20 protein-coding genes are annotated in these 21,941 nt (G+C 48.0%); 9 read left to right on the top strand and 11 right to left on the bottom strand.

What is annotated here, in order from left to right; translation table 11 throughout:
• Positions 1-145: 145 nt before the first annotated feature.
• The 4 genes from MPHASIOC01_RS12130 to MPHASIOC01_RS12115 all read left to right on the top strand — a co-directional run bounded on the left by MPHASIOC01_RS12130 (position 146) and on the right by MPHASIOC01_RS12115 (position 7,241).
• On the top strand, positions 146-1,831 hold the full coding sequence (locus MPHASIOC01_RS12130; protein ID WP_064594962.1) for a sensor histidine kinase: 1,686 nt from the start codon (positions 146-148) through the stop codon (positions 1,829-1,831).
• Complete coding sequence (gene btsR, locus MPHASIOC01_RS12125; protein WP_064594960.1) at positions 1,828-2,553, top strand: two-component system response regulator BtsR; 726 nt, start codon at positions 1,828-1,830, stop codon at positions 2,551-2,553. The genes MPHASIOC01_RS12130 and btsR overlap by 4 nt, the downstream gene beginning before the upstream one ends.
• A 193-nt stretch (positions 2,554-2,746) precedes the next feature.
• Complete coding sequence (locus tag MPHASIOC01_RS12120) at positions 2,747-4,546, top strand: carbon starvation protein A (protein WP_064594958.1); 1,800 nt, start codon at positions 2,747-2,749, stop codon at positions 4,544-4,546.
• A gap of 817 nt (positions 4,547-5,363) precedes the next feature.
• Positions 5,364-7,241, top strand: a complete 1,878-nt coding sequence (locus MPHASIOC01_RS12115; RefSeq protein WP_064595542.1) for a methyl-accepting chemotaxis protein — start codon at positions 5,364-5,366, stop codon at positions 7,239-7,241.
• A gap of 131 nt (positions 7,242-7,372) precedes the next feature.
• Here MPHASIOC01_RS12115 and MPHASIOC01_RS12110 read toward each other — a convergent pair whose 3' ends face one another.
• Complete coding sequence (locus MPHASIOC01_RS12110; protein ID WP_353614939.1) at positions 7,373-7,702, bottom strand: DHCW motif cupin fold protein; 330 nt, start codon at positions 7,700-7,702, stop codon at positions 7,373-7,375.
• 531 nt (positions 7,703-8,233) lie between these two features.
• Here MPHASIOC01_RS12110 and MPHASIOC01_RS12105 point away from each other — a divergent pair.
• Complete coding sequence (locus MPHASIOC01_RS12105; protein ID WP_353614733.1) at positions 8,234-8,806, top strand: XRE family transcriptional regulator; 573 nt, start codon at positions 8,234-8,236, stop codon at positions 8,804-8,806.
• Between the two features lie 409 nt (positions 8,807-9,215).
• Here MPHASIOC01_RS12105 and MPHASIOC01_RS12100 read toward each other — a convergent pair whose 3' ends face one another.
• The 6 genes from MPHASIOC01_RS12100 to MPHASIOC01_RS12075 form a co-directional block, all read right to left on the bottom strand.
• A complete protein-coding gene (locus MPHASIOC01_RS12100; RefSeq protein ID WP_353614732.1) occupies positions 9,216-9,422 on the bottom strand; it encodes a hypothetical protein in 207 nt (68 codons plus the stop codon).
• On the bottom strand, positions 9,415-10,332 hold the full coding sequence (locus MPHASIOC01_RS12095) for a DMT family transporter (protein ID WP_353614731.1): 918 nt from the start codon (positions 10,330-10,332) through the stop codon (positions 9,415-9,417). The genes MPHASIOC01_RS12100 and MPHASIOC01_RS12095 overlap by 8 nt, the downstream gene beginning before the upstream one ends.
• Positions 10,325-11,005: a hypothetical protein gene (locus MPHASIOC01_RS12090; protein ID WP_353614730.1), complete on the bottom strand. Its 681-nt coding sequence runs from the start codon at positions 11,003-11,005 to the stop codon at positions 10,325-10,327. Before MPHASIOC01_RS12090 ends, MPHASIOC01_RS12095 begins: the two co-directional genes overlap by 8 nt.
• Before the next feature lie 526 nt (positions 11,006-11,531).
• The gene (locus MPHASIOC01_RS12085; RefSeq protein ID WP_353614729.1) at positions 11,532-11,963 is read right to left on the bottom strand and encodes an AMP-binding protein; all 432 of its coding nucleotides are present in this window, start codon (positions 11,961-11,963) and stop codon (positions 11,532-11,534) included.
• A gap of 603 nt (positions 11,964-12,566) precedes the next feature.
• Positions 12,567-13,496, bottom strand: a complete 930-nt coding sequence (locus tag MPHASIOC01_RS12080; RefSeq protein ID WP_353614728.1) for a haloacid dehalogenase-like hydrolase — start codon at positions 13,494-13,496, stop codon at positions 12,567-12,569.
• Positions 13,493-13,888 (bottom strand): PTS transporter subunit EIIC, encoded by a 396-nt coding sequence (locus tag MPHASIOC01_RS12075; protein WP_353614727.1) that lies wholly within the window; start codon positions 13,886-13,888, stop codon positions 13,493-13,495. The genes MPHASIOC01_RS12080 and MPHASIOC01_RS12075 overlap by 4 nt, the downstream gene beginning before the upstream one ends.
• 233 nt (positions 13,889-14,121) lie before the next feature.
• Between MPHASIOC01_RS12075 and MPHASIOC01_RS12070 the strand changes: the two genes are divergently transcribed.
• Complete coding sequence (locus MPHASIOC01_RS12070; RefSeq protein ID WP_353614726.1) at positions 14,122-14,871, top strand: GntR family transcriptional regulator; 750 nt, start codon at positions 14,122-14,124, stop codon at positions 14,869-14,871.
• 487 nt (positions 14,872-15,358) lie between these two features.
• On the opposite strand, the gene MPHASIOC01_RS12065 is transcribed toward MPHASIOC01_RS12070, so the two are convergent.
• Positions 15,359-16,363, bottom strand: a complete 1,005-nt coding sequence (locus MPHASIOC01_RS12065) for an IS110-like element IS4321 family transposase (RefSeq protein ID WP_000427623.1) — start codon at positions 16,361-16,363, stop codon at positions 15,359-15,361.
• Positions 16,364-16,732: 369 nt separating this feature from the next.
• Between MPHASIOC01_RS12065 and MPHASIOC01_RS12060 the strand changes: the two genes are divergently transcribed.
• Positions 16,733-17,170, top strand: coding sequence for a VOC family protein (locus tag MPHASIOC01_RS12060; RefSeq protein WP_353614725.1), 438 nt, complete (start codon positions 16,733-16,735; stop codon positions 17,168-17,170).
• Positions 17,171-17,304: 134 nt separating this feature from the next.
• Here the strand turns inward: MPHASIOC01_RS12060 and MPHASIOC01_RS12055 are convergent, their stop codons facing one another.
• Entirely contained in the window at positions 17,305-17,790 is a 486-nt protein-coding gene (locus tag MPHASIOC01_RS12055; protein ID WP_353614724.1) for a TetR/AcrR family transcriptional regulator, read from the bottom strand.
• A gap of 67 nt (positions 17,791-17,857) precedes the next feature.
• Between MPHASIOC01_RS12055 and MPHASIOC01_RS12050 the strand changes: the two genes are divergently transcribed.
• Complete coding sequence (locus MPHASIOC01_RS12050; RefSeq protein WP_353614723.1) at positions 17,858-17,971, top strand: SDR family NAD(P)-dependent oxidoreductase; 114 nt, start codon at positions 17,858-17,860, stop codon at positions 17,969-17,971.
• Positions 17,972-17,984: 13 nt separating this feature from the next.
• Entirely contained in the window at positions 17,985-18,566 is a 582-nt protein-coding gene (locus MPHASIOC01_RS12045; protein WP_353614722.1) for an SDR family NAD(P)-dependent oxidoreductase, read from the top strand.
• 409 nt (positions 18,567-18,975) lie between these two features.
• Here MPHASIOC01_RS12045 and MPHASIOC01_RS12040 read toward each other — a convergent pair whose 3' ends face one another.
• Together MPHASIOC01_RS12040 and MPHASIOC01_RS12035 are read right to left on the bottom strand one after the other, a co-directional pair.
• On the bottom strand, positions 18,976-19,452 hold the full coding sequence (locus tag MPHASIOC01_RS12040; protein WP_353614721.1) for a WbuC family cupin fold metalloprotein: 477 nt from the start codon (positions 19,450-19,452) through the stop codon (positions 18,976-18,978).
• A 463-nt stretch (positions 19,453-19,915) separates the two neighbouring features.
• A complete protein-coding gene (locus tag MPHASIOC01_RS12035; protein WP_353614720.1) occupies positions 19,916-21,628 on the bottom strand; it encodes a diguanylate cyclase domain-containing protein in 1,713 nt (570 codons plus the stop codon).
• Positions 21,629-21,941 lie beyond the last annotated feature (313 nt).

Genomic DNA, 21,941 nt, shown 5'->3' with positions numbered 1-21,941 from the left:
CTTTTTTAGCGGCCTGCATGCAACTAAGTTATGGTTTACTGCATTTTATTCTGCCAAATCAAAAATAGTTGAAAGCCTTCAAAGAAAGCGAACCCGCTAAGCGCTAAGGTAGCCGTCCTCATTCTGATGACTTCTGCGGGCGTATATGTACGAGTTCAATCTTGTTCTGCTGTTACTCCAGCAAATGTGTGTCTACCTGGTTATTGCCTGGTTAATGAGTAAAACCCGCCTGTTTATTCCGTTAACCCAGGTTACGGTCCGTTTACCGCACAAATTACTTTGCTACGTCACCTTTTCCTTTTTCTGCATTATGGGCACCTATTTTGGGCTGCATATTGAAGATTCTATTGCCAATACCCGGGCGATTGGTGCGGTGATGGGGGGCCTGTTGGGTGGGCCGCTGGTTGGCGGCCTGGTGGGGCTGACAGGCGGTTTACACCGTTATGCCATGGGCGGTATGACGGCATTCAGTTGCATGATATCCACCATTGTTGAAGGGCTGCTGGGTGGCCTGATGCACCGTATTCTGGTTAATCGTGGGCGTGCAGACCTGTTGTTTAACCCAATAACGGCGGGGGCAACCACCTTTGTTGCCGAAGTGCTCCAGATGGGGATTATTTTGCTGATTGCCCGCCCGTATAACGAAGCACTGCATCTGGTGGAGAGCATTGCCGCACCAATGGTGGTTACCAACACTGTGGGGTCCGCTATGTTCATGCGTATTCTGCTGGATAAACGCGCCATGCTGGAGAAATATACCTCTGCATTTTCCACTACCGCACTGAAAGTGGCTGCTCTGACTGAAGGTATACTGCGCAACGGTTTTAACCAGGAAAACAGCATGCGGGTGGCGCATGTGCTCTACCAGGAACTGGATATCAGTGCAGTTGCCATTACAGATTGCGAGAAACTGCTGGCGTTTACCGGCACGGGTGACGACCATCACCTGCCGGGCAGGCCTATTTCCTCAGAACTGACATTACGGGCGATTGAAACCGGTGAAGTAGTCTATGCCGATGGCAATGCAGTTCCTTACCGTTGTTCGCTGGACACACGCTGTAAACTGGGCTCCACCCTGGTGATTCCCCTCCATGGCGAAAATGGCAAAGTGGTGGGCACCATTAAGCTCTACGAAGTTAAAAACCGTTTATTCAGCTCCATTAACCGCACACTGGGTGAAGGCATTGCCCGCCTGTTCTCGGCGCAAATTCTTGCCGGTCAGTATGAGCGCCAAAAACAGCTGCTCACCCAGTCTGAAATCAAACTGCTGCATGCCCAGGTTAACCCCCATTTTTTATTTAATGCACTTAACACCCTGGTGGCGGTGATTCGCCGTGATAAAGACCAGGCCTGCGAACTGGTGCAGTACTTATCCACCTTTTTTCGTAAAAACCTCAAGCGCCCGGCGGAAGTTGTCACCCTGGCCGATGAAATGGACCATGTGAATGCTTACCTGCAAATAGAGCAGGCTCGTTTTCAGTCGCGGTTGCATGTACAGCTTAGCTTGCAGGAGAGCCTGAGCCTGCAACACCTGCCAGCATTTACGCTGCAACCTATTGTCGAAAACGCCATTAAACATGGCACCTCGCAGTTACTGGGCACTGGGGAGATAGTTATTAACGCCAGCAGCCAGGATAAATGGCTGGTGCTCACTATTGAAGATAACGCCGGGTTATATCAACCCCGGCAAGATGCTCAGGGGTTGGGAATGACGTTGGTTGATAAACGCCTGCGGGCGCGATACGGAGACGCCTGTGGCATTCAGGTGGAGTGCCAGCCAGAATGTTTTACCCGGGTAACACTGCGTCTGCCGCTGGAGGAAATGCCATGATTACTGTATTGATTGTGGATGATGAACCTTTGGCACGGGAAAACTTGCGCGCTATGCTGGAACAGGAAAGCGACATTCAGGTGATTGGTGAGTGCAGCAATGCAGTGGAAGGGATTGGCACCGTACACCGGGATCACCCGGATGTGGTATTTCTGGATATTCAAATGCCGCGCATCAGTGGCCTGGAAATGGTGGGCATGCTCGACCCGGTAAAACGCCCATGGATTGTGTTTCTTACCGCCTGGGACGAATATGCAGTACAGGCCTTTGAAGAACATGCTTTTGATTATTTGCTTAAACCAGTTGAGGCCCGCCGTCTGGCAAAAACCTTGCACCGTTTGCGCCACGAACGCACTGAGCAGGATACGGAATTACTCCCTCTGGTCAGTGAAAATCTGCGTTATATCCCCTGTACCGGACACAGCCGTATTTATCTGTTACCGGTTGAAGATGTCAGTTATGTCAACAGCCGCCTGAGCGGCGTATTTGTGACCAGTGCCCACGGTGAAGAAGGGTTTACTGAGCTGACGTTACGTACTCTGGAAACCCGCACACCGCTGTTGCGTTGCCACCGGCAATATCTGGTCAATATGGCGCACCTGAAAGAGATCCGTTTTGATGAAGGCGGACAGGCGGAGTTATTACTGCGTGACGGGCAAAGTGTGCCCGTCAGCCGTCGCTACCTGAAAAACCTGAAAGTGGCGCTTGGCCTGAAGGCCTGATGGCGTGAACCTGTAATGGATTTTCCCTGTGGCGGGTTCGCTCCTGGCGCTTTGTTACTCAACCGCGCTTCACCGCTCAGCACGCTATAGCGCCACTTAAATCCGGTTATAACCGCTCGCTGGTAAACCTCTCCGTTGCCAACTTTCCTTGTGAAAAGATAGCCATGAACTTCTTTACCTTTGGAGTTGGGCTATGTCACATGCATTGACTTTTGTTATTGCAACGCTGTGCGTCCTCGCTATCTGTTACCGGTTGTACGGCGTGTTTTTCGTCCGTAAAGTGCTGAATACAGATAACAGTGAGGTCACACCGTCGCATTTGCTGGAAGACGGAAAAGATTACGTACCTACAAAAAAATGGGTCAACTTTGGTAGCCATTTTGCGGCAATCGCTGCCGCTGGCCCCTTGGTTGGCCCGGTTTTAGCGGCACAATACGGGTATTTTCCGGGTTTTTTATGGCTACTGGTAGGCTGTGTTGTGGGCGGCGCGGTTCACGATACGGTTGTGTTATTCGCATCAATGAAACACCAGGGTAAATCTTTATCCGAGGTGGCGAAAGCCGAACTGGGGCCGGTTGCTGGCTGGTGTACCGGGCTGGCAATGTTATTTATCATCACCATTACGATGGCGGGTTTGTCAATGGTGGTGGTTCATGCGCTGGAGCGTAACCCCTGGGGCACCTTCGCCGTCTTTATGACAATTCCTGTGGCGATTGGTGTTGGCTTATGGGAACGCTATACCGGTAATATGCGGGCAGCAACCTGGGTAGGGATTGCGGTGATTTTTGCCTGTGTGGTGGCCGGGCCTTATATTCAGGAATCTGCATTTGGCGAGTGGCTGAGCCTGAAAACAACCACAGTGAGCCTGGTGTTGCCTTGCTACGCGTTTTTCGCCACAGCATTACCCGTATGGATGTTACTGACCCCGCGCGGCTATCTCTCCAGTTTCATGAAAATTGGGGTATTTGGCGCGCTGGTTATTGGTGTGGTGTTTATTAACCCGGAAATTCAGTTCCCGGCTGTGACTTCGTTTATCAGCGGTAATGGCCCGGTGCTGGCAGGCCCGGTATGGCCGTTTATCTCTATCACCATTGCTTGCGGGGCGATTTCAGGTTTCCATGCCTTTATTGGATCAGGCACCACACCAAAACAGATTGATAAATGGAATGATATTTTACCTGTTGCTTTTGGTGCCATGTGTGCGGAATGCGTTGTTGGCGTAATGGCGCTGATTGCCGCAACAGCGTTACATCCGGCCGATTATTTTGCAATTAACTCAGCTCCCGCCACATTTGCTGGCCTGGGAATGGATGTTGTTAATCTGCCGAAACTGAGCCAGGAAATTGGCCTGGATCTGTATGGCCGCACGGGTGGGGCGGTGACGCTGGCGGTTGGGATGGCCGATATCTTTACCCGGGTTCCCTGGTTCAGCCACCTTGCATCGTACTTCTTCCAGTTTGTGGTGATGTTTGAAGCGGTGTTTATTCTGACTGCCGTTGACTCCGGAACGCGCGTAGCCCGTTATTTGCTACAGGATTTTCTGGGAGATATCTGGCCACCGTTAAAACGCACCACCTGGGTACCTGGTGCTATTGGTTGTAGTGTTGTTGCCTGTGCGTTATGGGGGTATTTACTGAACTCCGGGGATATCAACTCTGTCTGGGCGCTGTTCGGGGTTTCTAACCAGTTAATGGCGTCAATTGGCCTGATTATTGGTGCGACGATTATTCTGCGCTTGTCTGAAAAACGTATTTACATCCTTACCTGCCTGGTTCCGCTGGCGTATCTGTATGTCACTGTAAACTATGCCGCGTACTGGATGGTGAAATATGTTTATTTCAACCCGGCAGCAAAAGGTTACAACCTGTTCAACGGGGTGATTTCTGTCATTATGGTGGTGCTGGGTGCGGTAATTCTGGTTTCGGCATTGCAACGTTGGGTGGTGTTGTGGCGTGTGCGTGGGGCGCAGCATACAGAGTCTGCTACAGCGTAGTAAGTGTTCTGTTCTTCACTCTTTAAATGACGGGTGTGTTGGTTGTTCTGTTTCAGCCTGCCCCTGTTGTATTTTGAGTATAAAAAAGGCGCCTGCAAAAGCAGGTGCCTTTTTTGGTTACAGCGGGTACAACCCAATTTCACAGATAATACGACTTCAACGAAACGGCTTAACACGACAGCTTTAACGAAATGACATGACATAACTCAGAGACTACGGTTATTACTTTTTACCGCAACAGATTAACGAACAACGAACAACGACAGTAATCACAACATCTATATCAACAACACAGTAGTAACAGCGACGACCACTACAACCACTGAACGAAAGAATAAGTTGACAGACAGCTTGTAGAACTTATTAACCCCTTAAATCCCCTGATACGCAGGTAATAAAGTCATACCTGAATGGCACTATTTATAACGTACCAGAAAGAAAAGATTGTGATGCAGGTCTCACTGTAAAACAGCTTATACTTCAGTGGTATAGAGCCTACCTCTGATAGCTGAAACAAAGTCAGAGCGTCACTATAAGAAGAAAAGAGAGGCTGCGCATGGTTTGCTTTCCTTGTGTCAAATTTTCTCCTGGCCGTTGCATGAAACTGCGATCCTTACCACAACTGACAATATTCATATAACATTTTGCTTAAAGACGGTTACATATTGGCGATAATAACAGTGACAGATTGCACTTCTCCTCCTGATAACGCGGGTTTCCTGGTTCAATAAAAAACGATGAGGCCGCTATGGGAATATTATCTTCTTTTGTATCCGCACCAGCCCGTGCATTAACGGGGGCTCACCCAGTCAGCGGGGTGTTTAATTGCCAAAAATTACCAGCGTCGTTGCGCCAGGCCGGTGTGCCTGATAAAGGCGGCATATTAATGGTGTTTGTTCCACCTCAGGCGAACTTCCGCCAGGTGAGTGAAGCCTGGCAACGTTTTGGTACCCCCGCACGCAGTGTGCTGGTGCTTTCTTCCACTGGAACATTGTGCCAGCAAAAACAGTGTTTATATGCCGACGAAGAAGGGCTGGAAGGCAGTTGGTTGTTTTTACCTCAAACGCTGGTTAAGGAACATGAAGTACACCATGTGAACCTGCATGCCAGTGATACCCATACCGTTGCCACCCGCGTTGATGCCATTTCGCGCGAACTGAGTGCGTTGCAGGTTAATATTCCGCTTTCTGCAGAGAATACTTTTGCTCTGGTTTATTGCGATGGTTTATCGGCATCTGAAGGTTTCCTGATGCAGGCCTGGTATAAAGCCGGGCGCTTTCCCTGCCTTGCCATCGGTGGTTCTGCTGGTGGTAAGCTGGATTTCAGTGGCACCTGGATTGGCAGTAAAGGCCAGGTTCTGCAAGGCCAGGCTGTGGTGGTGTTTTGCCGTATTGCAGAAGGGAAATCTTTCGCTCCCTTTAAAAGCCAGAATTTTGAGCCAACCCGCAGTAGTTGGCTGATTGCCCATGCCGACCCTGTTGCCCGTACTGTTTCTTCAGTGTTTGACGACACAGGGCATGAACACCCCGTTGTGCCTTATCTTGCCAGCCAACTTGGCTGTGCGCCGGATGCTCTCGCTAGCGGGTTGGAAGGTTACACCTTTGGTGTGAAAGTAGGTGATGACTTTTTTATTCGCTCGGTGGCGCAAATCACCCAGGACAGTATTCACTTTTTCTGTGACCTTGAGTTTGGTGACCGGCTCTATTTACTGAAAGCGACCGATTTTATCAGCCACACCCAAAGAGACTGGCAGGCGTTTGTTGCCGAATATGGTTCGCCTTCCGGCATGATCCTCAACGACTGCGTATTGCGCCGTGTAGGTAATAAGGCGCAACTCCCTGCCGCGCGTTTTTTTGGCAACCTGCCAGCAGCCGGGTTCTCAAGCTTTGGCGAAATACTCGGGGTACCCATTAACCAGACACTCTCAGCCCTGGTGTTTTTTGATAAAGACAACCATGCAATGCGCCATTTCCCTGTGGAGTATGCGGCTTATGCTGCGCATTACGCACAACGCACTTTACGGCGCTGGGAAGCTTTACACCGTTTACAGTCGCGGGTTATTGACCAGGTGATTAACTACCAGCAGGAACTCAGCCCGTTACTTTCGGCGTTACCTCTGCTGGAAGATGCCACACACCGGCAAAGTGATGCCCTGGAGGTTGCCCAGAATAGCATTCGGTCCATGAGTACCTCTGCCGGTGAAACCCAGCAGGCGCAAAAACGCCTGGAAGACGGGTTGCAGTCACTGGAATCGATATCAGAGGAGATAACCAAAATTACCGGGGGGATTCGCAGTATTGCAGACCAGACCAATCTGTTGGCGCTGAATGCAGCCGTTGAAGCCGCCCGGGCCGGTGAAGCGGGAAGAGGGTTTGCTGTGGTCGCAGAAGAGGTGCGCCGTCTTGCTCACAAAGCCAAAGAACAGGCAACGGCAACCGCACAAAGTATTGGCGAATCTGTTGAAACCATTGGTCGCATACGCCAGGTTACCCGGGAGACGGTATCAGCAACCCAACATATGGCAGACCAGAGCATTCACGCGGCAGACCAGATTGCCCATATGAGTGAGCAAAACAGCCATGAAAAAGATAATGTCGCCCAAAGCCTGGAGCGCCTGAAAGTGGTGGCAAAAGGAATGGATGCCATGCAGGAAGCCGTTGCTCAATTAACCACACTCCAGCAACTGACGCGTTAACCGTTATTTTTGCCAGTGTCAGGAGGGTGACCCGAAACGTTGCTTACAGGTGAACATACAGAACCTGTATGTTCACCTTTGGTGAGGAGCCGCTGGTGGTAAGTTACGCAGGCATTGAACTGTTGGCGAAGTCAGTCAACAATGAACAACTTTGCACCGGATACCGTGGACGAGCGGTGTGCCTCTGCACCATCCGCAACCTGGTAACTGACTCCAGGCGTGAGAGTAAAGGTGCGTCCGTCATCAAGTTCAGTCTGTAGTTCACCTTCAAGGCACAACAGAATATGGCCTTTAGAGCACCAGTGGTCTGCAATATACCCGGGTGAATATTCAACCATCCTTACCCGGATGCCATCAAACGTTGCTGTTCGCCATATAGCCTGGCCTTGTTCGCCATCGTGGGTTTTTGGTGCTATGTTTTCCCAGTTTGTTACCCCAAAAGGGATATTTGCCATTTTCATCTGATTGATCTTCCCGCTGCTGAGGTGGTTGCTACTGAAACAGATAACCCGTTCTGCAACCATTAATATACCTTTTTATCCTGTCACTGTTACCCGTGTGACAATGTCTGTAATGAAAATCCCCAGACTTTAACGGCCAGCCAGGCAACATAGAATGCTGATAATAATTTAATAATACCGAGTAAAAACGTGCCATGTTGAGCTAAAATACTCACAATAATGCCCCTAAAGGTGATTGCACAAAAGTATCCCCCCATTCTGCAATGATCATTTTTATACTTGGCCTGATGCCACTGGCGTGCCCTGAGAAAAGGAGTAGAGTATTGGTTGGGGCGGGCATTACAAGCAATAACATGCCAGAAACCATAATTTTAATGCAGTCATTCGGTAACATTTCAACCTCTGATACATTGACAAATGAGAAAAATCAGACTGATAACCTGCGTTTAAATCCATATGTCACTTTTAAAGCCATTTTCTTCCTTAAATGTTAATATGCTACTAATTTATCCCGACAGTGAAGATTAAAAAATGAGTAATGAGCAACAGGAAGAACGCTTAAAAAAAACCTACACCAACATTGGCAACAACGTAAAAAAGTTACGAATAGCTCGAAATCTTTCACTTAATGAGCTGGCAAAACTTTCCGGTGTCTCCAAAGCTACGCTGTCCACGCTAGAATCAGGCGGTTCTAATCCTCGCGTAGATACGCTGGATTCTATCGCCAGCGCACTAAGACTTACATTAGGCGATCTGCTCGGTAATAATAACGAGCGCTATCCATATATTGAAAAAAATGCTGACTACAAAGGTGATTATTCCCAGGTAATGAAGTTTCGCATCGGCCAGGGGAATATCACCGAAATATGGCACTTGCAAATGAAAAAAGGTGTGGTCATCAAAAGCCCAGCTCATGTTTCCGGGACGCATGAACATATCATCGTCCACCTTGGCACATTACTTATGAAAATATCTGACAGTGAAAGCATCATTCTTCAGCCCGGGGATTTTTATGCCTTTTCCGGTGATGTTAAACATGCCTATATTTGTGCAGATGATGCAGTAAGTGCGACGGTTATCATGTCTTACAGTACCCAAGGTTAATTCGGCAGGTTAGCGGAATTACTGTCTTATCCTTCTCCTGTCTACGCTATTTAAATATTAAAGACCTTATTCTCCCGTATAAAATGTATTGTTAGAACGCTAATCTCATGAGCCTGTACCTCTGAAATAAAATGCCCTCCAGAGATATTCTCCAGCCTGAATGGCTGGAGAGTGCATTTTTGCCATCGTTCCGGTGGAGAAGGAAATAATAATTGCCCGAGATGATTAGCAAAATTAAGTAATGAATCTTTTGCTATTTCACTGGATTCAGTAAAATCAAAAAATTTACGGCAATGGATTGGCTCGTTCCCAATCACCCCGAGCATACTTTTCTGTCGGGTATCATAGAAACGGTATGTTTTTGCCATCACATAAGCGATACAGGCGCCGAGACTATGCCCCATAAAAATTATCGGGCAATGGCGCGGCAATTGTGGAAAAAATCCTTAATCACCAAATTGACATCAGTTAGCAACGCCTCCTGACGTCGACGTCCACGGCCAGGCATTTCAAACTTACTCACATTGAAGTTTGAAAAATACTTTTCCAGCACATTAAGAGCGGCAGCATTCCCTCCGGCATGATGAAACATAGTTATATGTGACAGTTCATTCATAGCGCTTCCCTTCAGCAATACGCCCCAACAGAGCCGCACATATAATGACCCCGCCCCCTATTGCCTGCAGCAAACCCAGGGTTTCACCCATGATGGTGATGGCAAACATAGCTGCAAAGGCCGGCTCGAGAGACAGGATCAACCCGACGCGCGTCGGACTGGTAGTTTTAGCAGCATATAATTGCATCAGGAATGCAAATGCCGTCGCCAGCAGACTCAGGAAGAGAATCAACCCCCATGTCGAAAGAGATATTTCAGGAATATATTGCAACGCTGTTGGTTCGGTCAGCACAATAGTAACCAGCCCAAGGGCAGCGACAACCAGTAATTCAGTCAATGTAATATTGATTAGCGAGTAATCCTTACCAGTGGTCTGCCGACCAAACATAAATATCTGAAAACCGCGAATCACCGCAGCCGATAAGATAAGAATATCGCCTTGATTGAACTCAATATTACCATTGGCCGTAAAGCTTAACATGCCGCCGCCTGCCAGAGACATAAAACAGGTGAAATAGATGAATTTGCTTTGTTTTCTCCTGCCGATAAAACGTTCAAAAAAGGGAACTAACACCACCGATAATGCAATCAGGAAACCCGCATTAGCAGCAGAGGTGTGTTTAACGCCAAACGTTTCAAGTGTCAGAATCGCATACAGAAGCACACCAAACACAATCCCATTAACCACTTCACCACGAGTGAAGCTGTTTAATCTGACACGAGTGCCAACAAACATAAAGGGAACAGCCAGCGCGAACCTCAGCATTAAAAACAAGGGTACGGTTACCCCTGCGTGAATAATAAGCTGCATCAAGGAATAACTGGCCCCCCATGAGAGGGCAACGGTCACTAATCCCAGGTCAATTATCCAAAGTTGGCTGCGTGGCGCAAGAACAGAATAATTAGACATGACATGCCTTTAGCGGGATATGCCCGGCATCATAGCTTATCCGTAGCGTACCCTTTTTAAACTTTATCGCTTTAATGCTAAATGAGCTAATTTTTGCCAGATCATCCGTGTGCGTCCCGGCACAAGGTATAGCCTCTGACTGGTTAATCTGACATAGCCGGGTAGAACCCTCGAACCAACTACGGATTTCCGCCCCCTTCTGCACACGCTGGCAAATAATGCGCTCAATTTCAGTCGCATCCAGGCGATCGGCAGGAACGACTGAAGGATCAATGGCGCTAAATTCCACCCGCGACTCACCGGGGAAATGGTGCCCCCGGACAGCCATCCACCCGAACTGACGCATTTCCAAATTCAATAAATGCCCGGCAGTATGCAGTGCGGCATGGTAAGCGCGGGCATCTGCCGATACAGCTGAAGAAACCTTTGTTTCTACCGGCGGTGCAAAAGGAGACTGCGGATAAAGGACCACTAAACCTGACTCCTGTTTTTTTACCACCACTGGGATGTCGTTAACCCACCCGAGATCTGCGGGCTGCCCGCCTCCCTGCGGATGAAAAATATTATCCTGCAGGGCAATCCATTGCCCTCCTTCATCAGCACCGGTAGCAATGACATCGCTTAATATATTAAAGCGATAAGTGTCTTCCAGATAACACTGATTTTGTTGCATAACGATAATCCTTATTTTATAAAACAAGGGAAGTGCGTGCTGTTATACAGACGCTCCATGGATAACGTTAAATTGAATTCATTTCGCACCCGCTCATTAAGTGCAATGGCAGTAACTCCTTCGCCGATTTATGTGGCTGTTTAATAACAGCTTCTTTATTTTCAGCTGAAGCAAAATAACAAACCAAATGATGGCCTGGGTTTTCTGAATGAGACGTTATGACGGAAATTTCGATAATAGATTCGCACCTTGCAAGCACAGACTCAATCTCGCCAATTTAGATACGATAACCATTTATTTTTACCTGCTTATCGCAACGGCCCATATAAACTAACTAACCTGAGAAATCATAGTTAACAAGATCCCCTGTACAATAATACCGCTCGGTAATATTATTTTTCTCAGCTAAAATAAATTCACCATTGGTCTCATTATTCTGGTTCATGTATCCTGGAGTGACTTGAGTGCCACAGAGAAGTAATTCGCCATAGCCTGATAGCTGATTACTAACATCAAGAGGCCGCATTCAGTAATGAATCCGTAATAACAGATACCACAGCATCTGGTATAGGCTTTTCGCCTGAAAGCCGGCAAAGTTTGAATGCCCGCTCTCATTGATAATCATGCGAGGCTGAGAATCATTCAGTATCAGACTATTACGCGCTACTGGTGCATTACGATCCAGCGGTACATAAGCAGCATCAATGAACTGAACCGCCAGAATAGAGGCAATTAACCCGAAGCCAGGTGGCGGCTCTATTGCAAACCGGTCACCAGCGTGAACACCTTCATCCTTCAGGAACTGAACAATTCTGAGCATCCAGTCTCTCTGCTCGCCATAACTGATCTCATGGTTGGAGTCTTTCACCGCAATCCACTGTGGATATTTCCAGGATGCGGTCCAAAAAAGCGCAATCTGAGTTAACTCATCATGTTCCTGTGAATCAATGATTCTCATACAACACCTCCTGTTCGTAATAAATCTACATTATCAAAACAAAACGAACAAATGTTTTTTTATTGTTAATTATCGATGAGCTCAACACACTGTTAAATAGAGATAAATATTTTTTACATGCATTTCTTGCATAGGAATGCACAAAAAACGTTCGTTTTAATTTTAAGCCTTCAGCAAGGGGGCAGTTTGGAGCGCGGAATTTTGATTGAATTTGTGTCAGCGGCTATCGCTTTCGAGGTGTCGCATTTAGGTTATCGATGAAGGTCAAATTCCCTGGAAATGCCCTATAGGGGAAGTGACCGGGTATGTATGAAGTTGGAGGGGAGAAAAGTTGGCAGTTATCACAGATACCCGGTCACTCACCCTGGTTGTCATTTATACGTGATTACAGGGTGGTGTTTCCGGACGTTCGATGGCCACAGCCATAAACATGACCTGGTCCGGGTCCCACTTACCTTTTTCGGCCATCTCGGGGTTTGAGGTCCAGTGGAACGAAAACGTACACTAAGAGAGTAATTCTTTGTTTTTAAATAGCTTATACGTTGAGTCCGGGAGGGTTTAACCTTCCCGGATTAGATGCGGCGTAATCCCATTAATTCACGTTTAGCGATAAATCGAACGTGCAATGCGGGTGTATGTATGCCTGACTCCGCGAATGGCAATACTATAAGCCAGGATGTTCTCCGGTAGTGCCATCCCCATATAGCCGGTATCACCAATATGGTGCAGATCAGCCCCCGCCATTTTGCTCATTAACGCTATTTGACGAATAGTGCTGATATCAGCACCTTCCTGAGACGTGCCAATAGCAGTCATCGCCAGTGCACCATGAGCATGTGCGGTATCTATAAGCGATGTCACACGCTGCTGACTCATTCCGGGTATCGTGCCTGGAGCCGGGATCAGCACAATGTCTGCGCCTTGAGAGGCAAACCAGATAACATCCTCCTCGCTGATAATGCTGCTGCCACTTTCATGCACCACTCCAGCACCGTGCATTTTTCCGGTAATAATCACGGCAACATCCCCAACTGCCTCGCGAATATCTCTTGCAGCCAACCCCAGAGCGCAATTGCTGACCCCGTTATTAGGATTACCTGTCAGCACCAGAATTTTTGCGCCCATATTAACCAACTTACGGGCATTGTCAGCCGTTGCTGCCCGCCCTGATTTCATTTTCCAGATATCGTCATGAGCAACAGCAAATTCAGGGTCTACGGCCTCCAGGTTCACACCAATGATACGGCCTGTCAGGCGTTGCAGTTCATGCAGCGTTTGTTCTGGTGCAATACCTGCGGGTAATCCCTGAATATACGGATTTTCACTGTCAAACATATTAATCAGTAAAATATCTGCGCCTTGTGATGCAGCAAGTTCGGCATTCGTGACATTGTTCAGTAATGGCTGGGTAATCGCGATGGATTCGCTAACTATAACACGGCCTTCACTGGCACGAATAGCGTACAGAAGCCTGGCCTTATCCATCGATACAAAATCGGAAGCACAGCAGTCCAGCAGGCGTTTATTGGTCATTGAGCGCCTCCTTGCTGATTAACCAGTTCACTGATTTCACCCGCGATAATTTCTGCCCGGGTTCCAACAATGCCCTGTAGCCCGGTATCTCCGCGTTTTACAACGCCCATGGCACCGAGTTTCCTGAGTTCTGGCTCTTGAATCATGTCCATGTTTGCGACTGCCAGGCTGACAGCACAGTGATTGTCTTTTGCAAAACCCCCACTGATACCTATGGCAAACAGTAGTGGTAAGTTGTCAAACAGCGTTTGCCCTGCTTTTGTTACAAATACAATATTGAAAACATCGGGCTGCCCAGGACGTAGCAGCAACCCGGCGACGGGTAATACAGCAATAGGCAGCATCAGTGCCTTGCCCCGGTGCTGCATGATGACGAAAAAATTCCCCTGCATAAATTTACCTCAGTAGTCGTTGTTCATTTCTTGTATGAGACAATAAACCATTTATGTACCATTTATAAACCATAATGTTTTTTGGCTAAAAAGACCTACTGATAGATAGCTGTTTTGTGACCTGACGGGCTTCATTTTTCTTCTGTGAGTGATTTCCAGGATGACAATGGACGTTCACTGGTTAAGAATTGGTACACAGAGATTGAACCAGATATAACCTGCTAAGAGGAACGATGAAAAAAACTCCGCACCCCGAATTTCATCTTGATGAATCCAGCGCGATGCCGCTGTATATGCAACTGGTTAATGCCATTAAGTTAGCCGTAGCGGAAGGTCGACTGCATCCTGGTGACATTTTGCCGTCAGAACGGACACTGGTAGAGACGTTGAACATTGCGCGAGGCACAGCCCGTAAAGCATTGCAGCAACTGCTGGAAGAGGGCGTTCTCGTGCGTAATCAGGGTTCTGGTACATTTGTTGCTCCACATGTACGTCAATCTCTGCCGTTATTGGAAAGTTTCAGTGAAATGGCCGTTGCCAGTGGTGGGGAAGCACAAAGCGAACTGGTCGGGTATCAGCGTCGGGCATCTGCGCCGGAAGAGCGTCGTGCCCTGCAACTGACAGATGGTAAAAGTGAGGTTGTGGAGCTAACCCGACTGCGGAAGATTAACGGTATTGCCGTTTCCCTTCAGACAGCGATTTTACCTGCCGCTCTGCTGGATAAAATCAGCGAACTGGATGAGTCGTTGTACCTGCATCTGGAGAAGAAAGGCGCTCCAGTGCTGCGGGCGAGTCAGCGCTTCCGCGCAGTGCCAGTGGACAGTAAACTGTCACACTATCTGAACATCGGGGAGCATGAACCACTCCTGTTGGTAACCCGCACAGGCTTCACTCATGAAGATAAGCCGGTGGAATACACCCGGACATGGTGCCTGAATGATTACTATGATTTTACGATTGAGCTACATCGAAAAGAATCATAAGGTAATTTGTTCTCATTCTCCAAAAACGGTTTTTAATATACAAAAATCATTATTTATCAAATACATCATTTTATGAAAATAAATATTTTATGTGACCTTTTCGTCTTCCAGAATTTTATACACAGTGGAGCGGGCAATTAAACGAACCTTGCTCACGCAAGTCCAGGAACCACTGCCGCATGTTCCGAATGTCTTGCTGAGTGAATATATGCGGTCCGCCTGGAAAACGGAATCTATGGTCACTCCCGTTTTTGCAACACCGATTTTGACGACAAGTTGGCTTGCTTGAATCTATCCGGCGTCTGAATGGGATTTTATTCCCGCGCCTTGATGAGTTCCGCGCCTGATGAACCTCCAGAAAATATACGGCTTCAATGAGCCTTTCCGTTTTACAGGTTCCTCAACAGGCCGGTGGGCCGTTAGTATCATCAATATCAGTATTCGCAAAACCAGATCAGTAATTCTTTAAACCGGTGTATTTCTGCCGTTATGCTACATAAGTTTGCTGTCGTGCCGTTAGGGCCCAGGCTATTCTGGCCAGCTTGTTTGCCAGAGCACAAGTGACGACAAAGTTGCTTTTCCGGCACAGTAAATCCCTGACCCAATCGGCCAATTTTCCAGACTGGTGTTCCAGTTTTTGTATGAATACCCTGGCACATTGAACCAACAAAGTTCGGATCTTTTTATTACCTCGCTTACTAATTCCCAGCAATGTCGTCCTACCTCCCGTGCTGTACTGCCGAGGTACAAGCCCTGTTGCCGCCGCAAAGTCACGGCTGCTGGCGTACTGCTTCCCGTCGCCAATCTCAGTTGAAATAGTACTCGCTGTCAGTGTTCCGACGCAGGGAATGCTCAGCAAGCGCTGTCCAACCTCATCTTCGTCCAACTTTCGTTTCAACTGGGATTCCAAATCTTTAATCTGCTCAACAAGATAGTGATAATGCTGTTGTAATTTCAGCAATAACTGGCTGAGGTAAAGAGGCAAACTATTGTCCTCAAGAATGGTACTCAGTCGGCTAATAACGGCAGCTCCTCGGGGAACGCTAATGCCAAATTCCAGCAGAAAAGCATGCATTTGATTGGTTGTTTTTACCTTATCCTGAACCAGGGATTCACGGACACGATGCAGAGCCCGCATTGCCTGCTGAGATTCCGTTCTGGGCTGCACAAAACGCATAGACGGACGCGATGCAGCTTCACAAATAGCTTCGGCGTCGACAAAGTCGTTTTTATTGCTTTTAACGAACGGGCGGACAAATTGTGGTGATATCAGCTTTGGGGAATGCCCCAACTCTTCCAACTTGCGTGCCATAAAGTGAGAACCGCCACAGGCTTCCATTGCGATGGTTGTAGCGGGGCATGTCGCCAAAAATTCGATCAACTTTGGCCGGGTAAATTTTTTACGGTAAACAGCCTTCCCGCGACGATCCTGGCAATGAATATGGAAAGAGTTTTTACCCAGATCGATACCAATGAGCGCAATGTTTTCCATGATAGTTCTCCGAATGAAAGCCTGTCCTCAGCATAGTACCGGGAAGGAGGGAGTGACCATCTCATTAAATATCCTACGTTAAGCCTGTTTTTTGAGCTGGCATGACGGGTAGCTGTGAGCGAGGAGCAGGCATTGCTAACATCGCGGATTATTAATCAATGGTGAGCAGGTCAACGCAGTCGCGTATTTTTTCCACAGGGATTAGTTAACGTGCATAGCTCTCACGGTGGATAATCATAAATATATCATTCAGACAAGGCTTAACTATATGTTTTAATGAGTAAATTAATCCCGCACCTATCGTGAAGTATTAAAGTAGAGATTTCAGATAGTCTGGTGCTCATTTGTTGAAACTCAGCAGGTAATTTCATGATAAAAAAAGCGGACCACGTCGGTTTTTCAGTTAAAAACATTGAAGAGTCATTATTCTTCTGGACTCATATTCTTGGAGGGGAGTTATTACGCGAAGGGAAAATGTCTGGGCCAATCATTGATGAAGTCACAGGCGCAAGAGGGGCTGATGTACGAATGGCGTTGCTTGAGCTGGCTGGTATCAAAATTGAATTACTGCAATACGATAACATTAAACAGCCAGAAGAACCCTCAGCACCCTACATCCCTGGCTATGCTCACCTTGCGTTTATAGTTGAGGATCTTGATACGCTCTTGAGCAAAGTATCGGAGTATGGCTGGAAAACACCAGGTAAACCTCAGACAGTCTTATCAGGCCCCATGCAGGGAACCAGAGTGATATATTTACAAAGCCCCGATGGACAGACGCTAGAGTTGATGGAGCGCGGTCAATGACGTCCACATGGTCTAACCCGTTATCTGCTTATTGAAACAATGATCTTTGCAAGGTTAGCTTCTGGCACGGAGCGGACAGCATTTATTGCAGCCATGTATGCTGAGCATGTCACCTTTCGCTTTTATTTCATATGTTACTGATTTTCCGTGTGTCCAGAATGCAGTATGAAAGCCGCCCGCATTGGCGCCCGGCTTACCGGATCCGGTGCCATTTCCGCAGAAGGGTATTTTAACGGGTCCTGAAGGTATCCAGATAGGCGTTGCACATGATGATGAGCTGCCGGAGCACGCTTTCGGTGTGTTGTGATTAATGCCTCAATCATGGCGCCAACCTTCGCGCCACGATGGTTCCGACAGGTAATTTCAATCCTGTCGGCAAGCGCTGCTAAATAGCGTTCATTGAGGGCATAAACCAGGGATTCTTTGTGGGGAAAGTACTGATACATCGTTCCTACGGACACGCCTGCCCGCTCGGCGACGCGAGTGGTGGTGAGACGATGTATGCCGTCCGCTACCAGAAGCTGAATGGTGGCTTCAAAAATGGCGTCCATCGTCACTGTTGCACGGGCCTGACGCGGCATTCTGCGGGGCTTCAGGGAGGTGTGGCTGGATGTAGTCAAAAGCGAATTCCAAAGCTGAATGATACTTCATATATTATCTCCTTACCGCATACGGAGGAAATAATCGATGAATGAGCAACGCATCGCTCTGGTTACCGGAGCTAATAAAGGCATTGGTTTTGAGATTGCACGTCAGCTGGCGCAGGCTGGAGTGATTGTTATCATGGGGGCGCGGGGGTAACGCGGCTGCAGAAGTGCTGAAGACTCAGGGCTTGTCCGTGCAACCTTGTGAACTCGATATCACCCGGCATGACAGCATTGCCGCTGCGACTTCATTGATTAAAGCTGAATTTGACAGGCTGGACATTCTGGTAAACAACGCTGGTGTATTTGATCATGCAGATGGTCCCCCGGGCAAGGCTTCCATCGAGGCAGTCCGTCATGTGATGGAAACGAATTTTATTGCGACCCTTGCAGTCACCCAGGCAATGCTGCCGCTGCTACGGGCCGCACCTGCTGCCCGGATAGTCAACGTGTCGAGCTCTTTAGGTTCGCTTACGCTTAACGGTGACCCGGCCTCCACATATTATTCCTCACAATTTATTGGCTACAATGCCTCCAGGGCCGCTCTGAATATGCTTACCGTTCAACTGAGCGAGGAACTGAAGGGCACTGCCATAAGAGTTAATTCCGTCAGTCCAGGGTTTGTGAAAACGGACCTCACGGGCTACGGAACAATGACGCCAGGCGAGGGGGCGAAGCTGCCGGTTAAATATGCGCTGGAAGGGAATGAATCAGGAGAGTTTATGGGGCCTGACGGCAGAACTCCCTGGTGAGCAGGGAGCCGGAAATATCTCAGCACTGTGTTTTTTACGGCTCATCTGTCCACCTTTCCTGGCGAGAATGCCGCGAGGATGGTTTATCTATATCATTAACAGCCGTTTCTGGCACGGAGCGAACCACCTGTAGGAACCCGGGGGCCGCTCTGAGCGATGAAGCGGAAGTTGGCGCTAAAAAGATGACTACCGATGCCGTGTCGATTCAACTTACCGGCGGGCATACAGTTACTGCTCTTGCACTGCTACCCGCATTAAACAGGTTAAGTACCATGTTATCCGCAGTCATTGCGGCACCCATTTGGTCCTTGTCGTTATCCTTTACAGATCACCAGTGCCTCTGCATTTTCGGCCATACAGTGGTGTTTTTTGAAAAAGTCATGTAAAAGCACTCCGTTCAAAGCAAAAATTACAGGGTAAAACCACCATCACCCACTTGCGCCAGTGCATACCATTTCATCAACTCAGCCGTTCCCGGCTCGTTTTCGGCGGGTGCCCATGGGGCCATATCTTGCTCAGATACTGGCTGGTAACCCCCGTGTTTTACCTCAAAAATAACGCCTCCTTTATCCATCGACAACACTGCATGCCAGGTCCCTGCATCCATTTCCAGCACCTTGCAGTCTTCACCTAGCACAACGCGGTGGGTCACGTTGCCTTCATCATCAAAATTCAATACCAAAAAGCGTCCGATGAGGGATGTCAGCAGCTCAAACGTGTGCGGGTGGCGGTGAGGGCGAACATAGGTACCCGGTTCCATAGCGATAGCCAGGCGCTGAACAGGATCGCTCAATTCAGGGTGGAGATTACGATGGGCACGTAAGCGAGGGGAATTTTCAGCCTGTTCGCTTTGTTCTTGTAGATCACTGAACGTAATTTGTTTCATATTAGCCTTTGTTAATGTAGGTCGCTCACAGGAACCCGGATGCCGTGAGGTTTTATGCAATCAATATCTTTTTAATCATTAGTGTTTCAACTTTCCAAAGCAGAAACAAGATTTGTTACTTTTACTGAAAATAGCTTATCAATTTTTCGCCTGTGTATCAGATCATTCATTGCATGGTGTCAACGGGGTATGTTCTGCTCTTCGGTGAAAATTACATATTATCGATAGTCATGTCCGCTCATGACCCAGAGCTGCCTTTCAGATTAGGTTTTGCTCTCAGCCATAGCTCTGTCAGGTCAAATCTGAACTAATACACATCAACGATATTTACTGTGCCGTCGTAAACCGAAATTTCTTTTGCATGGGGGTTGGGTAACGTGACTTCGCCAGCCGTGGAGATAACCCAAAAACGCCATATGATGGCGCAGTAAGCGCTGTGAATTTACAGCCCCGCCGCCTGATCTCAACCAATCACAAACCGGTTACGCCCCTGGGCTTTTGCGTTGTAAAGTGCCATATCAGCGCGCTGGAGTATACTCCGCTCATCGTCGCCGGATTGCCAGTATGTGGCACCAAAACTACAGGTAATTGTCAGTTCAAAGGGCATGGTGGCATGAGCGATAGCCTGTTGCAGGCGTTTAAGTACTGCGGTGAGCTGGGTGTTATCGCTGTCAGTAATCAGTAACATAAACTCTTCTCCACCCCATCGACCGGCAATATCCTGCCAGCGTAACTGGTTGCATACCAGCTCACTGATTTGTCTGAGAATACTGTCCCCTGTCAGGTGGCCGTAAGCATCATTAACCTGTTTAAAGTGATCGATGTCCATCAGCACCAGCGAAAAATTTCGTGCAGGGCTGGCCTGGTTGATAAGTGACAATAATTCGCTGTCCAGTCGGTAGCGGTTATATAACCCGGTGAGTTTATCGGTCTGGGCCTGTGTACTCAGTTGCTGGTTATGTTCCCGGAGTTCTTCGCTGGCAACATACATAAAATTCACCAGGCGCGACATCAGGGAAGGGCGTGTTTGTGGTACCGGGACAGAGGCCGTTCTGGCCTGAACCGGTTGTGCATCGCCTTCACGCAGGGCTACCATCAACAGCGATGTGTTATTCAGTGTCACTTTACCTTTTACGGAACTGTACTCTCCCCAGGTGACAAAACCACTCAGCGGTGCAAGGCTACCTGGTAGCATGGTTTCTTGCCATGCATAATCAGCAAACAACATATTACGAATCATGCAGGAATAACCAAACAGCACTTGTGGGGAGAAGTCAGCCAGTGTTGCACACCAGTTATCCATTTGCGCCAGACTGCGTTGTGCATCACCATAACCAAATGAGATACTTTCCCCTGGCAGCACATCGCCGGCAACGCGAATATGCCCAGCGTTATTCACTTCAACTGGAACCCTGGAAAGCAATAACGACGGGCGAGGGAGCAATACCGGGAATGCCAGTGCATCATGAGCAAACTGGTTGTCGTTCTCTATCGTGGTGTAATTGTGGTAAACCTCAAAGGCGGGCTGATTATCGATAGATTTGATCCACGACCCCTGAGCATCCGTAATGCGCCGGTTTTTGGTCATGGGCAACCAGCCTGTGTAACTGAATGTGTGGCAATGCAAATTTTGGCTCTGTATCAACACCAGCACAAACCCCTTTTGTAGCGGGTCGCGGCCACATAACAACCCGGCAGGATGTACTGGAGACGCAACCCCACCAAACAGTTGAGTTTGTTCCGGAAGTTGCAGGTTTAACACTACGTCGAGGAGCGAATCATCCACCAGGGTGCTTAGCAACATAACCAGGCTCAGATTAGGCGTGTGGTGCAGAATTTGATTAATGGTGAGTGTGCTCAGGGGGGATAACTGCATATTCACAGGTAAAACCTGAATATAGCTCTGTTCAAACAGCGTAATGCTGACCATGAGTTGCTGGCTGCCTGGGCTGCTATCCATAAAATGCCCACCCGTTATCACGCCAATAATTTCTACATTATCCAGTTTTTCTTCCAGCCAGCGTTGCACAAAAGCATACAAGTCGTCGAAGCCTGACCTTGTATAGATAAATACCAGTTTGGGGTGTTGGCTTGCCACCAGCGCCTGGAGGCCTTTTGCCTCCCATATCTGGGAAAGTGAGTGTTGTTGCGAAATAACAAAGGACCACTGCTTCATATGACCCCCGTGAGAAGCAAAAATGAGTATTCCCTCTAAGGTGCAAGGGAGCATGCCTGCTCTGGTCAGCCATTGATGCTGTTCTGTTTCTCTTGCCTGTATTTTATATCGGACTTTTCAGGGTGCGATTGTTATTTATTATCAACATATTTTCTGCTGGGGAAATACTTCTGTGGGGGTAGTTGGCGTTGTAATAATCAATGCAAGGCGCATTCTTTCTGGTTTTTCAGAGTATATTATTCAATTTTTTATTTAAATTTTAAATAAAACCATCAGGTTGCATGTGGGGGCGTTTTTTCTTGTGGGGAGGTTT

It is taken from the genome of Mangrovibacter phragmitis, from assembly GCF_040429585.1.
GTDB lineage: Bacteria > Pseudomonadota > Gammaproteobacteria > Enterobacterales > Enterobacteriaceae > Mangrovibacter > Mangrovibacter phragmitis.
Note: the sequence above shows the minus strand (reverse complement) of the source record. Positions and strands in the feature narration are given on the sequence as shown.